This is a genomic window from Frankia canadensis (assembly GCF_900197875.1).
Taxonomy (GTDB): domain Bacteria; phylum Actinomycetota; class Actinomycetes; order Frankiales; family Frankiaceae; genus Frankia; species Frankia canadensis.
Genome location: NZ_FZMO01000097.1, coordinates 1 through 13,557 on the forward strand (window position 1 = coordinate 1; position 13,557 = coordinate 13,557).

10 protein-coding genes are annotated in these 13,557 nt (G+C 74.0%); 8 read left to right on the forward strand and 2 right to left on the reverse strand.

Annotated features, from left to right (window positions below):
• Positions 1-168: 168 nt before the first annotated feature.
• Complete coding sequence (locus tag C1A33_RS10010; protein WP_101831243.1) at positions 169-1,683, reverse strand: MFS transporter; 1,515 nt, start codon at positions 1,681-1,683, stop codon at positions 169-171.
• A gap of 355 nt (positions 1,684-2,038) precedes the next feature.
• Between C1A33_RS10010 and C1A33_RS10015 the strand changes: the two genes are divergently transcribed.
• A complete protein-coding gene (locus tag C1A33_RS10015; protein WP_243407378.1) occupies positions 2,039-6,745 on the forward strand; it encodes a bifunctional nitrate reductase/sulfite reductase flavoprotein subunit alpha in 4,707 nt (1,568 codons plus the stop codon).
• Between the two features lie 214 nt (positions 6,746-6,959).
• Here the strand turns inward: C1A33_RS10015 and C1A33_RS10020 are convergent, their stop codons facing one another.
• On the reverse strand, positions 6,960-7,544 hold the full coding sequence (locus C1A33_RS10020) for a Rieske (2Fe-2S) protein (RefSeq protein ID WP_101831244.1): 585 nt from the start codon (positions 7,542-7,544) through the stop codon (positions 6,960-6,962).
• Between the two features lie 460 nt (positions 7,545-8,004).
• Between C1A33_RS10020 and C1A33_RS10025 the strand changes: the two genes are divergently transcribed.
• The 7 genes from C1A33_RS10025 to C1A33_RS10060 form a co-directional block, all read left to right on the forward strand.
• Positions 8,005-8,649, forward strand: a complete 645-nt coding sequence (locus tag C1A33_RS10025; RefSeq protein WP_101831245.1) for an RNA polymerase sigma factor — start codon at positions 8,005-8,007, stop codon at positions 8,647-8,649.
• Positions 8,649-9,518: a Rieske (2Fe-2S) protein gene (locus C1A33_RS10030; RefSeq protein WP_133150629.1), complete on the forward strand. Its 870-nt coding sequence runs from the start codon at positions 8,649-8,651 to the stop codon at positions 9,516-9,518. Before C1A33_RS10025 ends, C1A33_RS10030 begins: the two co-directional genes overlap by 1 nt.
• A 191-nt stretch (positions 9,519-9,709) precedes the next feature.
• Complete coding sequence (locus C1A33_RS35650) at positions 9,710-10,258, forward strand: plastocyanin/azurin family copper-binding protein (protein ID WP_207770244.1); 549 nt, start codon at positions 9,710-9,712, stop codon at positions 10,256-10,258.
• Positions 10,255-11,208, forward strand: coding sequence for a metallophosphoesterase family protein (locus tag C1A33_RS10045; RefSeq protein ID WP_243407379.1), 954 nt, complete (start codon positions 10,255-10,257; stop codon positions 11,206-11,208). Before C1A33_RS35650 ends, C1A33_RS10045 begins: the two co-directional genes overlap by 4 nt.
• On the forward strand, positions 11,205-11,729 hold the full coding sequence (locus C1A33_RS10050; protein WP_243407380.1) for a hypothetical protein: 525 nt from the start codon (positions 11,205-11,207) through the stop codon (positions 11,727-11,729). The genes C1A33_RS10045 and C1A33_RS10050 overlap by 4 nt, the downstream gene beginning before the upstream one ends.
• Positions 11,730-11,836: 107 nt before the next feature.
• On the forward strand, positions 11,837-12,862 hold the full coding sequence (locus tag C1A33_RS10055; protein WP_243407381.1) for a fumarylacetoacetate hydrolase family protein: 1,026 nt from the start codon (positions 11,837-11,839) through the stop codon (positions 12,860-12,862).
• Between the two features lie 348 nt (positions 12,863-13,210).
• A partial coding sequence (locus C1A33_RS10060) for a group I truncated hemoglobin (protein WP_101831249.1) occupies positions 13,211-13,557 on the forward strand: 347 nt, incomplete at its 3' end.

Here is a 13,557-nt window from a genome sequence, read left to right on the forward strand (position 1 = left end):
TGCCACCACCGTCTGACGGCCCCGGCCCCGGCCCCCGGTGGCGTGCCTCGCCCGGCTCAGGCGCCGGGCCCTGTCACGCCGCTGGCGGCGGGCCGTCGCCGCGCTCCACGCCGAGACATGCGGCGGGGGCCGCCCGCGACGCTGCGAGCGGCCCCCGGGTCCCGGTGGTCAGGAGGTACTCGCCGCCGACGCCGTCGTCCCCGCCGGCGCCTGCTCGCCCGACACGACCGGGGCGCGCAGCTGGGCGGGGACCGCGGCGGGAGCATCACCGGCGCGGGCCGGGGCGGCCTCGATGCCACCGCGGCGCAGGTAGGACCACCACGTCACGGCGGCCATGACGACGAACAGGCCGATGTAGACCCACAGCGCCGGAGCGATCGTGCCGTACGCCTTGTTGGACTGGGCGTAGATGATCGGCACCAGGAAGCCGCCGAACGCGCCGACCGCCGAGCAGATGCCGATGGCGCCCGCGGCCTCCTCCCGCGCCCGGCGCATGGCGCCTGCGTCCCCACCGTTCTCCCGGCCGCGGCGGGCGAAGATGGCCGGGATCATCCGGTAGGTGGAGCCGTTTCCGATCCCGCTGGCCAGGAACAGCAGCATGAACGAGGCGAAGAACAGTCCGAAGTTCGGATGGTCGAGGATCTTTCCCTTCGGGCCGATGGACGCGACCGCGCCGAGCCCGCCGAGTGTCATCGCCGCGAACGCGGCCACCGTCACCCTGGCGCCGCCGAGCCGGTCACCGAGCCGACCGCCGAGCGGACGGGCCACCGAACCGACCAGCGCACCGAGGAATCCGTAGCTGAGCGCGACGTCGGCCCGGTCGAACAGCGCCGGGTTCTTCAGCAACGCCGGAAACGCCGTCGAGTACCCGATGAAGGAGCCGAACGTACCGATATAGAGAAAGGACATGATCCAGGTCTGGCCACGGCGCGCCGCCGACGCGGTGGAGGCGACATCGGCGCGCGCGTCACGGAGATTGTCCATGAACAGCAGGGCACCGACCGCGGCGATGATCGCCAGCGGAATGTAGATCAGCCCGATCCGGGCGAGCGCCGTGCCGGTGCCGGCCGCGATCACGGTGGCCCCGAGCTTCTGGATCACGGCCACGCCCAGGTTGCCGCCGGCCGCGTTCAGCCCGAGCGCCCAGCCCTTCTCCTTCTCCGGGTAGAAGAAGGAGATGTTCGTCATCGACGACGCGAAGTTCCCGCCCCCGACGCCGGCCACCGCCGCGATCAGCAGCAGCCAGCCCATGGACAGCTCGGGATGCTGCACCGCCCACATCATCAGCCCACAGGGGACGATGAGCAGCAGCGCCGAGAAGATGGTCCAGTTCCGCCCACCGAAGGCGGGGACCGCGAAGGTGTAGGGCAGCCGCAGGAAGGCCCCCACGCCGGAGGGCACCGCCACCAGCCACAGCTGCTGGTCGGTGGTGAGCGAGAATCCGGCCGGCCCCGGCCCGCCATGCGAGTTCGCGCCCATCTTGATGACCAGAATGCTCCACATGACCCACACGGAGAAACCGAAGTGCTCCGCGACCACGGACCAGAGAAGGTTCCGGCGGGCGATACGGCGACCGGTGCCGTTCCAGAACTCGGCATCCTCGGGACGCCACTCGTCGATCCACCGGCCTGATCGGCGGCCACCCCGCCCTGAGCGGGCCGGGTCCGTGTCGGATGTGCTCATGATGGGGGCTCCTCGGGCCGGTCACGAATACAGGTCATCTCGTCGCCGGCGACGCTAGGGATCACGTGTTTCGCCCCCTCCGACCGACCGATTACACGCCGGGAAAACACTTCTCTCGCCGCTCCCGTGCCCCCGGTGAGCGCTGTCTCGAACCTCCTCGACCATAGGGCATGGCGGCCGTCGGGCGTTCGTGTCACAACGGGGTTTCGGGTGCGTCACCGGTCGTCGGCGCGGGGTGTGTGAGGGCCGTAATCGAGGCTCCACGCCCGGCGTGACGCCCCGGAAACGTGGCCTGCCTACGGTCGGGACGCACCCGGTCACGCCGCCGGGCCCGCCCCCGACCGCGGAGGATGTGGTGTCCCCGTACCAGGCCCGACCCCCTGCGACCCGGACCATGGCGATCCTCCACGACGCCTCGACCTCCGCCCCTGACCCGTCGGCCTCGCCCGAGCCGCGCCCGGCCGAGGGCGCGGGCGAGGGCGGCCCCGTCCGCTCGGTGTGCTCCTACTGCGGGGTCGGCTGCGGGATGCTGCTCGACGTCGACGTCACGGCCCCGGGCGGCAGCCGGCTGCGCAGGGTCGCCGGCGACCGGGAGCATCCGGCGAACGCCGGGCGGCTGTGCACCAAGGGTGCGACCAGCGCCGAGATGCTGGCCGCGCCCGGTCGCCTCGCCACGGCGCGGATCCGGTCCGAGCGCGGCGGCGAGCCCGTCGACACTGCGCTGGACGAGGCGATCGTGACGGTCGCCGACCGGCTGCGGGCGATCATCGACGAGCACGGCCCGGACGCCGTCGCCCTGTACGTGTCGGGGCAGATGACCCTGGAGGCGCAGTACCTGGCGAACAAGCTCGCGAAGGGCTTCATCGGCACCAACCAGATCGAGTCGAACTCGCGGCTGTGCATGGCCAGCGCCGGCAGCGGCTACAAGCTGTCCCTCGGCGCCGACGGGCCGCCGGGCTCGTACGACGACTTCGACCACGCCGATCTCTTCCTCGTCATCGGGTCGAACATGGCCGACTGCCACCCGATCCTGTTCCTGCGGCTGATGGAACGGGTCCGCGCCGGCGCGAAGCTGATCGTCGTCGACCCGCGGCGCACCGCCACCGCCGCCAAGGCGGACCTGTTCCTGCAGGTCAGGCCAGGCACGGACCTGGCGCTGCTCAACGGGCTGCTGCATCTGCTGGCGCAGGCCGGCCAGCTCGACAAGGTGTTCATCGACGAGCACACCGACGGCTGGGACGCGATGCCCGCCCTGCTCGCCGACTACCCGCCGGACGCCGTCGCCGCGATCACCGGCCTCGCCGAGGACGACCTGCGCCAGGCGGCGTCGTGGATCGGCGCCGCCGCCGGCACCTGGATGAGCTGCTGGACGATGGGCCTCAACCAGAGCACCCACGGCACCTGGAACACGAACGCCCTGGTCAACCTGCATCTGGCGACGGGTGCGATCTGCCGTGAGGGCGCCGGGCCGTTCTCGCTGACCGGCCAGCCGAACGCGATGGGCGGCCGGGAGATGGGATACATGGGCCCTGGCCTGCCCGGGCAGCGCTCCGTGCTGGACGCCGCCGACCGCACGTTCGTCGAGCAGCGCTGGGGCCTGCCCCCGGGCCGGCTGCGCACCGACATCGGCCGCGGCACCGTGGAGATGTTCGAGAAGATGGCCGCCGGCGACATCCGGGCCTGCTGGATCATCTGCACCAATCCCGTCGCCTCGGTCGGAAACCGCGCCACCGTCCTCGCCGGCCTCGCCGCCGCGGAACTCGTCGTCGCCCAGGACGCCTACGCCGACACCGAGACCAACGCCCACGCGGACGTCCTGCTGCCGGCGTCGATGTGGGCGGAGACCGACGGCGTGATGGTGAACTCGGAGCGCAACCTCACCCTCACCCGCCGGGTCGTGGACCCGCCGGGGGAGGCGCTGGCGGACTGGCAGATCATCGCCCGCGTCGCCGCCGCGATGGGCTACGGCGAGGCGTTCGACTACGCGAGCGCCGAGGACGTCTTCGCCGAGATCCGCGGGTTCCACAACCCGGCCACCGGCTACGACCTGCGCGGTGTCAGCTACGAACGGCTGCGGGAGGGTCCGGTGCAGTGGCCGGCCGCGCCCGGCGCCGACGCGCGCAACCCGATCCGCTACCGCAACGACGGGGTGAGCCAGCCGCTGCTGACCCGCGCCGACGGCTCCCGCCCCCGCCTGGTGTTCGCCACGGCCGGGGGGCGCGCCGTGTTCCACCCCCGCCCGCACGTGCCACCCGCCGAGATGCCCGACGACGACCATCCGTTCTGGCTCAACACCGGCCGCGTCGCGCACCAGTGGCACACACTGACCAAGACCGGGCGGGTCGCGAAGCTCAACCGGCTCAACGGCGGCCCGTTCGTCGAGGTCAACCCGCACGATGCCGGCAAGCTGGGCATCGCGGACGGCGACAGTGTCGCGATCGTCTCGCGGCGCGGCCGGGCCGTGCTACCAGCGGTCGTCACGGACCGGGTGCTGCCCGGCGGATGCTTCGCCCCGTTCCACTGGAACGACCTGTACGGCGAGGACGTGACCGTCAACGCTGTCACGAACGACGCCGTGGACCCGATCTCGTTCCAGCCCGAGCTGAAGGCCTGCGCCGTCGCCCTCGCCCGGGTCGACGCCGAGCCGCCGGCCGCGCCCGCGGCGGATGCTCCCCCCACCGGCGACGCCCTGGCCGGCGGCGCGCCGCAACGCGGCGACCAGGCGGGCGATGACCAGGCGGGCGGCGATCAGGCGGGCGGCGCACGGACCGCCACTGACCAGGCCGCCACTGACCAGGCCACCGCGGCTGGCCCACTCGGTACCGCCGACACCGCGGCGGCGTCGCCGTCGGGCGCGATGGCCGCGGCCGCGGGCGGGTTGAACGCCGTGCTCGGCCTCACGACCGCCCCGCCGGTCCTCACCGAGCCGCAACGTCACTACCTGACCGGCTTCCTCGCGGCGCTGGGCGCATCCCCACCGTTCCCCGGGGTCACCCCACGCCTGCCGGACGACGCGCCGTTCGAGCCGAACACCGCCGGCTGGATCAACGGATTCCTCGCCGGCGGCCTGGCCAGGGCGACCCCCTCCCCTGGTCACTCCCCCGCCATCGCTCCTACCGCCCCCGGCACTGGCATTGATCCCGGCACAGGCATTGATCCCGGCACTGGCGCGGGCGCCGGGTCACACCGCGCCGGCGGCGCGGACGGTGTCGAGGGCGGACCGGACGGCGATCGGGCCGGCGGTCCCGGCGACGGCGCGGACGCGGCCGGGGCGCGGACGGTGCAGGTGCTGTGGGCGTCGCAGACCGGCAACGCCGAGCAGGCCGCGGACGCCGTGCGCCAGCGTCTCGACGAGGCGGGCTGGTCCACGCGGCTGCGGGCGATGACCGAACCCGCCGGCGACGTGCTGCGCGAGCCGGGCGATCTGATCGTGGTGAGCAGCACCTTCGGCGACGGCGACGCCCCGGACAACGGCGAGGCGTTCTGGACGACGCTGCGCGCCGCCGACGCCCATCGGCTGGAGGGTCGCCGTTTCGCCGTGCTGGCTCTCGGGGACTCCAGCTACGCCGAGTTCTGCGGCCACGGTCGCCGGCTCGACCAGCGGCTCGCCGAGCTCGGTGCGCAGCGCCTCGTTCCCCGCGTCGACTGCGAACCCGAGTACGACGACGCCCTCGCCGACTGGCTCGACCGCGTCGTCACCGCCCTCGCGGACGTCCCCACGGCTCCCGCCGCCGACGGCTCCGCGGACGCCAACGACGCCACCGACGCCGCTGGCATCACCGCGGCTGCCGGAGCCCCTGACGCCGGCCTGGCGACGGCGGGCCGTGTCCCGCGGCCCCGCGCGTCCGGCGAACCGACGGCCCGTGCGCCGCGGGTGGGGACGCGGCAGGCGGACGTCCCCGGCGGCGGGGCACCGTCGCGGGCGAACCCGCATCCGGCGCCACTCGTCGGCAACCTGCTGCTGAGCCGGGCGGGCTCGGAGAAGGAGGTGCGGCGGTTCACGTTCGACCTGTCCGACGGGGCGGTCGACTACGCCGTCGGCGACGCCCTCGGGGTGTGGCCGGCCAACTGTCCGCGTCTGGTCGACGAGTGGCTCGAGCTCACCGGCCTCGACCCGGCCGCCGTCGTCGACCTGGACGCACGCACCGATCTGCGCGGACCGGGCGGCGCCGGCGGGACGATGACGCTGGCCGCCGCGCTGCGTCAGCGGCTGGACATCACCTCGGTGCGCCCCGAGCTGCTGCGCTTCGTCGCCGAGCGGACCCACGACCCGCGGCTGCGCTCGCTGCTGCGCCCGGACAACCAGCTCGAACTCGCCAAGTGGACGTGGGGCCGGCAGGCCGCGGACGTCCTGACCGAGTACCCGGTGCGGGCCGACGCCGAGGAGTGGCTGGGGGTGCTGCGCGCGCTGCGGCCACGGCTGTACTCGATCTGCTCGTCACCGCTGGTCGACCCGCGCGCGGTGAGCCTGACGGTGTCCGTGGTGCGCTTCGCGGGCGGCGACGGCCGGGCCCGCAAGGGCGTGTGCTCGACCTACCTCGCCGACGCCGATCCGGGCCTGCCGGTGCCGGTGTTCGTGCAGCGCTCCCCGCACTTCCGCCCGCCGGCCGACGACGGCGCACCCGCGATCATGATCGGGCCAGGGACGGGGGTGGCGCCGTTCCTCGGCTTCCTGCAGGAGCGCCGGGCCCGCGGGGCCCGCGGCCGCAACTGGCTGTTCTTCGGCGAGCAGCGCCGCGCCACCGACTTCTACTACGCCGACGACCTCGCCGAGCTCGCCGACGCCGGCACCCTGAGCAGGCTCGACCTGGCGTTCTCCCGCGATCAGCGGGCCCGCGTCTACGTCCAGGACCGCATGCGCGAGCACGCGGCCGAGCTGTGGTCGTGGCTGTGCGACGGCGCGCACGTCTACGTGTGCGGGGACGCCACCCGCATGGCCCGCGACGTCGACCGGGCGCTGCGCGAGATCGCCGAGGCGCACGGCAGGCTCGACGCGGACGAGGCCGCCGCCTATGTCCGCCAGCTCGCCGCCGACCATCGCTACGTCCGCGACGTCTACTGAGGTCGCGGGAAAGCCTGGCCCGGACGTCAGCCCGCGCCGCGGGCGGGCCTGGGCCACGGGCGGGCCTGGGCCGGGCGCGGGCTGACGCGGGGCGCCGTCGCCGGAGACTCGGACGGCGGCGCCGCGGACTCCGGTCGGCGGCGGGAGCAGGGGACGGGCCGAACCGGATCCGCGGGCATGGGGCGCGCCGGTGCGGGCGCGAGGACCGAACGGGTCAGGTGCCGAGCACGAGGTTGGTGCCCCGCACGTTGACGGAGGCGGCCGGCAGCGGGGCCGGCGCGGGGCCGCCCTTGACCGAGCCGTCGGCGATGCTGAACCGGCTGCCGTGGCAGGGGCACATGATCAGGCCGTCGCTGACCTTGTTGACCTGACAGCCCTGGTGCGTACAGGTGCTGCTGAACGCCTTGAAGCTGCCCGCGGTCGGCTGCGTCACCACGACCTTCTGCGCGGAGAAGATCATGCCGCCGCCGACGGGGACCTCGCTGGTCGCGCCGAGGACGGTCCCGCCCGCGCCGGCGCCGGCGTCCGCGGAGGGAGCGGCGGAGCTCGCCCCGCCGTAGGCGCCACCCGAACCCGTCGTGCTCGACGGAGCCGCGTTGGAGTCGCCAGAGCTGCCGCAGCCGGCGAGCACGAGGCCGGCACCGGCCCCGACGGCGGCGACCCCCAGCACGCCGCGCCGGGACGCCGCCCGGCCCTGGCCCGAGGCCTCGTCGGCGGCGTGCCGCGCGCAGGGGGAGTCCGGCCCGCAGGTGATGGCCCGCTCGGTGGCGGCGGGGGCGAGCTCGGGAAGGGAGGCCATGCGTCTGCTCCTTGTACGTCGTCGGGCCGTGCCGTGCCAGGATCAGGTTCACCGAGGGACACGGACGGGAGCCCTGGCCGGTTCAGCCGCAAATGGTGTGATTTCGGAAAACACGGTGCTCGGACGATCGTCCCTGGTCGGCACCAGCTCGGTGGATCATGGGGACAGCGGACGTGCGGCGCCGGGGGTGGCGCCGCGGGGGTGGCGCCTGGGTCGGTCGGGCCGTGCCCGGTCGCCAGCCTCGCCGTCACCCCTGACCACCATTCGTCACCGTGCAGCCACACTGTCGCATGCGCGACACCACGCCGTGTGTAACCCCGGTACCTATCTCCTGGTGTGCTGAGGACGGCGACGGTGCCGGGTGTCCAGCCACACCCGGGAAGGACCAGGCGGCAGGCCCGGCGAGCGACGGGGGCGGAGGCGCCACACGGTGATCGGCGACGCCCGGAGGGGACGGCGGATGCCCGGCGCGGCCCACGCGTCCGCTGAGGGGCCGCCGGCCCCCGGCGGCGACGCGAGCGCGGTCCCGGGCGCCGAGGCGGGGCCGAGGCTGCGCGTCGTCGGAACGGAGGACGTCTACCCGAACTGGGACGCGATCTACCGGGACAACATCGACCGGATCTACCGCCTGATGTACGCCAAGGTCGGCAACCGGGCCGATGCCGAGGACCTGACCGCCGAGGTCTTCCTGACCGCGCTGCGGCCGCTGCGGGTGTCGGCGAGTGTCGGCGAGGTCCGCGCCTATCTGCTCGCCGTCGCCCGCACGACCCTCGCCGCCCACTGGCGGCGCACCCTGGGGATCGTGGTGACGACACTGGATGGTGAGCAGCTGGAGGCGGCCGCCGGCCAGAGTCGCGAGACGACCCCGGACGCCGGCGGCGGCTCGTCCACGGCCGGGCCGGCGGACGGTCAGGCCCCGCAGGCGGAGACGATCCTGGCCGGGCTGTCACCACGGGACGAACGGATCCTGAGGCTACGGTTCCTGGAGTCGCGGTCGATTCGGGAGGCGGCGGCCGAGCTGGGGGTGACCGTCGCGAACGCGAAGGTCCTCCAGCACCGGGCGTTGCGCCGGGCGGCCGAGCTGACCCGGCGGAGGGAGGCGTGATGCGACGTGACCCGCGCCGGCGCGGTGCGCGCCGACCCGATGCGCGCGACCACATCGAGGATCTGCTCGCCGACCGCCGGCCCCAGCCGTTCCCGGCCACCGACGAGGACGCCGCCGAGCTGCGGGCCGCCATCACCCTGCGCGCCGCGGCGCCCGGCGCCGACACCCCCGACCCGGACTTCGTCGCCGCCCTGCACCGACGGCTGGCCGCGGCCGCCGAGGCCGACGCACGGGCGGACGTCGAGGGGCGGGCCGACGCCGGAACCGCTCTCACCGGCGAGCACGCACGGCCGCCGGCGTCGGCACAGGCCAACCCACCCGAGACGAGGCCCGCCGGTGAGGCCGCGGCCGGCCCGCCGCGGCCCGCGCTCGGTGAGGCGCGGCGCACGGGGGGCGGCACGCGGCGGCGGTTCGTGACGGTCGGATCGATCGCGGCGGCGGGGACCGCGGCCGGCGTGGCGGTCGGGGCTGTCGTCGGGCGCGCGACCGGCGACGACGACGCGCCCTCGACGACCGCGACCGACGACGTCCTGATGCCCACGACGGCGTCCTGGTGGACCGTCGCGACCAGCCAGGACCTGCCGGAGGGCGGCGTGCGGGCGTTCGACCTCGGCACGGTGTCGGGTTTCGTGCGGCGCACGGAAGGCCAGGTCCGTGCCGTGTCCGGTGTCTGCACCCACCAGGGCTGCCAGCTCGCCCTCGACGCGGCGGCCCGCCGCCTCGCCTGCCCCTGCCACCGGACGGTCTTCGCCCTGACCGGCGAGGTCGTCCACTCCCAGCTGCGCACACCGCCCCGCACGCTGCCCGAGATCCAGGTCCGCGAGGTGTCCGGCAAGGTCCAGGTCCTCGCCCCGCCCCGGCCCGCCTGACCCACACCCGCACGACCCCCACTCGGTTCCGGGCATTTCCGCGCGGTGTCTCGACAATGCTGGAACGGGCCCGGTGCCACGTTCAGGAAAATCGGCCGAGGTGTAACCCGCTCTCCTATCAGTAGGTGAGGAGTCCGCACCGGCGCGGACCGCGACGACACAGGCCCGCCAGGGGCCGGATCGGTTCTGTGGTGACACTGACCTCCGCCAGCCGACGGCAACGCATGCCGTACACGGCGGCCATTCTCCTGACACTCGCGCTGGCCGTTCTCGCGGCCTGCGGCTCGAACGGTTCGCCGTCCGCGGCCGCGTCCGCCGCGCCGCCCGCCTTCAATTCCGGGACGAACGGCACCGGCGCCTCGGCCGCGCCGGGAACCACCACGGCGGGAACGCCCATGCCAGGTATGTCGACGCCAGGTATGTCGACGCACGGAATGAGCATCCCCGCGGCCGGCGCACCCGGCGCGGCTGCGGCCGGGAAGCCCGTCGCCGGAAACGCCGTCGACATCAGGAACTTCGCGTTCGCGCCCGGCGACCTGACCGTCCGCGTCGGCACGACGGTCACCTGGACGAACCGGGACGGCGACGCGCACACCGTCGTCAGCACGAACGGGCCGCTGCACTCGAGGACCCTGAACACCGGCGACACCTACCAGTACACGTTCACCAGGGCGGGGACCTATTCCTACCTGTGCTCCATCCACCCGTTCATGGTCGGCACCGTGCGGGTGACGGCGTGAGCGCCCCGCGGCCGCCCGGCGCCGCCGACGGCCCGGGGATGTCACGGCGCCAGCTGACCCGACACGCGTCGTGGTTCGGCGCGGCGGTCGGCCTGACCGTCGTCGGCGGGGAGGTGACCCGGCACGTCGTGGGCGGGTCGAGTGCCACCGCCTCCCCCGCGCCGATCCCGGACATCCGTTTCGTTCAGGTCAGCGACAGCCATCTCGGCTTCACCGGGAAGGCGAACCCGGACGTCACCGGATCGTTCGAGCGGGCCATCAACCAGGTGAACGCCCTGCCGAACCGCCCGGACTTCGTCGTGCACACCGGGGACCTGACCCACCTGTCCACCCCGGCGCAGTTCGACCAGGTGAAACAGATGATGTCCGGGCTGCGGACGCCGGCAGTGTACACGGTGCCCGGGGAACACGATTCGGTCGACGACGGCGGGCGCGCCTATCGGGCCGCGTTCGGCGCTGGGACGCGCGGGGAGGGCTGGTACAGTTTCGACCTGCGGGGTGTGCATTTCATCGGCCTGGTGAACACCTTCACCCTGGAGGCGCTGGGTCATCTCGGCGCCGATCAGATCGATTTCGTCCGCAAGGACGTCGCCGGACTTTCCGCCGACACCCCGATCGTCGTCTTCAGCCACATTCCGCTGTTCGCCATGTACCCGAAGTGGGGCTGGGGAACGGACGACGCGGCGGCGGTCCTCAACCACCTGCGGCGATTCTCGTCGGTCACCTGCCTCAACGGGCACGTGCACCAGCTGTTCACCAGGCGCGAGGGAAACGTGACCTTTCACAGCGCGACGACGACCGCGTATCCCCTTCCCCGTCCCGGCCAGGCCCCCGCGCCCACGCCTCAGACACTGCCCGCCGGCATGCTCGCCGGCGCGCTCGGCATCCGCGAGGTCACGTACCATCCGGGAAATCCCAGCCTCGCCCTCACCGACAGCAGGCTCGCGTGACCGGCCCGGAGCTGACACGGCGAACGCCCGGCGCTTCCGGCGCCCCCGACATTTCTGGCGCTTCCGACGCGCCGGCCTCGGCCGCCCGGGCCGGTGGCTGGTGGCGGGTGGTCTGGCAGTGGTGGTGGACGAACCCCCGTGAGCTCGCCGGCCGGATCGTCGCCGTGGCGCTGCTCACCGCCAGCGGGTACATCCACCTGGACCTCTACAGCGACGGGTACCGGGTCATCCCGAAGGTCGGCGACATGTTCCTGCTGCAGGAGAGCGGGGCGTTCGCCGTCTCGGCGCTGCTCCTGCTACGGGCCACGCCCCTGCTGCGGCTCGCGGCCGCAGGCCTGGCCGCGGGCGCGCTGATCGGTTTCGTCCTGTCCCGCACGGTGGGCGTGTTCGACTTCACCGAACGCGGTCTGCAGCCGTCCCCCGACGCGCTGCTCAGCGTGCTGACCGAGGTGGCGCTGCTCCTCGTCCTCGCCACTCCCCTCGCCGCCCGGGCGCTGCGCCGGTCGTCCGCGGGGGGCTGACCGGCCGCGCCGGACTGGCGCGCATCGCTGCCGCCGACGCCTCCGGGACGGGCCCCACCCGCTCATCCCGGCGGCGTCGGCGGCCGGCGTGCGCGAGGATGCGTCGCATGCGGTTCGTGGGGATGCGTGACGGGCACCGGGTCGACGTCGGCGTGCTGGTGCCGGCCGGCGGAAACGGCCCGGCGCCGTCGGTGGCCCGCCTCACCGACGTCGACGACTTCTACGCCGACCTCGCCGGCTGGACCACCCGCGCCCGCACGCTGCTCGCCAGCCCCGCACCCGGCACGTCCACCCCCGGCGCGCTCGGCCCCGGCGCGCTCGGCCCCGGCACACCCAACCGCGTCGCGCTCGGCCCCGACGGACCCGACGGCGTCACGCCATACCGCGTCACGCCCAACAGCCTCGCGCCCAACAGCCTCACGCCCAACAGCCTCGCGCCCAACAGCCTCGCGCCCGACGGGGTCTCGCTCGCGCCGCCTGTACCCGCCGGGGCGCGGATCCTCGGCATGGGGCTCAACTACCACGCGCACGCCGCAGAGATCGGTTCGGCGCCACCGAAGCGCCCGCCGCTGTTCGGTCGGTGGACGGCCTCGCTGTCCGTGGACGGCACCCCGGTCCCCGTTCCGCCAGGGGAGCGCGGGCTGGACTGGGAGGGCGAGCTCGCGGTCGTCGTCGGCGCCCGGCTGACCGACGTCGACGAGGACACCGCGGCCCGCGCCGTGTTCGGCTACGCGGTGTTCAACGACCTGAGCGCCAGGCGGGCCCAGGGTGCCTCGGCGCAGTGGACGCTCGGCAAGAACGCCGACCGCAGCGGCCCGATGGGCCCGGTGGTGACCGCCGACGAGGTCGGCGATCCGGCGGCCGGCCTTCGGCTGATCACCCGAGTCAACGGCGAGATCGTCCAGGACGGCGACACGAGCGACATGATCTTCTCGATCGGCCACATCCTGTCCTTCGTCAGCCGCACGCTGACGCTGAACCCCGGCGACGTCCTGATCACCGGCACCCCCGCCGGCGTCGGCTACGTCCGCACTCCCCCGCGCTATCTGGTCCCCGGCGACGTCGTCGAGGTCGAGATCGACCGCGTCGGCCGCCTCCGCACCCCCATCGTCGACGCCTCCGCCCGCCCCTGACCGCCCCGCCCGGCCCGGTCCGCGTCCGAGGGGCTGCCACACCAGCCGACCGGGATCACGGTATTCGACGGGCCCACCTCCGAGCCGCCCATCTTGTCGGGCGCCGCCCCCACCGTCGTTCCACGAAACACCTCGACCCTGGAATCCGGCCAGCTCAGACGGCACGGCAGCCACCCCCAGCCAGTGCGCCGACCATGGGTGTCGGGCCACTGGACCCACGCTTCCCCCGGCCACGCGCCTCCACTATCCGGACATTCGCCCTATTCCCGGCGATGGCGCCGCGGGGGTTGGGTGGAAACGTCGGACAGGCAGCGGCCACGCCGCCTCCACCGCGAAAGCGAGGCCCACATGAGTACGTACGACACGATCGGCGGAGCAGCGTCCGTGCAGGCAGCGGTCGACGACTTCTACGTCCGCATCAACGCCGACCCGTCGCTGGCCCCCTACTTCGCCGGCCGCGACATCGCCAGCCTCAAGGAGCACCAGCGCGCCTTCATCGCCGCCGCGATCGGCGGCCCCGAGGTCTACCAGGGCCGCCCGATGCGCGCGGTCCACCAGCCCCTCGGCATCACCGACGCCCACTTCGACGCCGTCGTCACCCACCTGCTGGCCGCCATCTCCGGCCTCGGCGTCCCCGCCCCCGACCGCGACCGCCGTGGGCGCCACGCAGCCCTCACCGTTGTTGATCTCAACGC

Excerpts from the sequence above, each read along its gene's own strand:
- C1A33_RS10010 (WP_101831243.1), bottom strand. The coding sequence starts at position 1,683 with ATGAGCACATCCGACACGGACCCGGCCCGCTCAGGGCGGGGTGGCCGC.
- C1A33_RS10025 (WP_101831245.1), top strand. The coding sequence starts at position 8,005 with ATGCCCGGCGCGGCCCACGCGTCCGCTGAGGGGCCGCCGGCCCCCGGC.
- C1A33_RS10030 (WP_133150629.1), top strand. The coding sequence starts at position 8,649 with ATGCGACGTGACCCGCGCCGGCGCGGTGCGCGCCGACCCGATGCGCGC.
- C1A33_RS10020 (WP_101831244.1), bottom strand. The coding sequence starts at position 7,544 with ATGGCCTCCCTTCCCGAGCTCGCCCCCGCCGCCACCGAGCGGGCCATC.
- C1A33_RS10055 (WP_243407381.1), top strand. The coding sequence starts at position 11,837 with ATGCGGTTCGTGGGGATGCGTGACGGGCACCGGGTCGACGTCGGCGTG.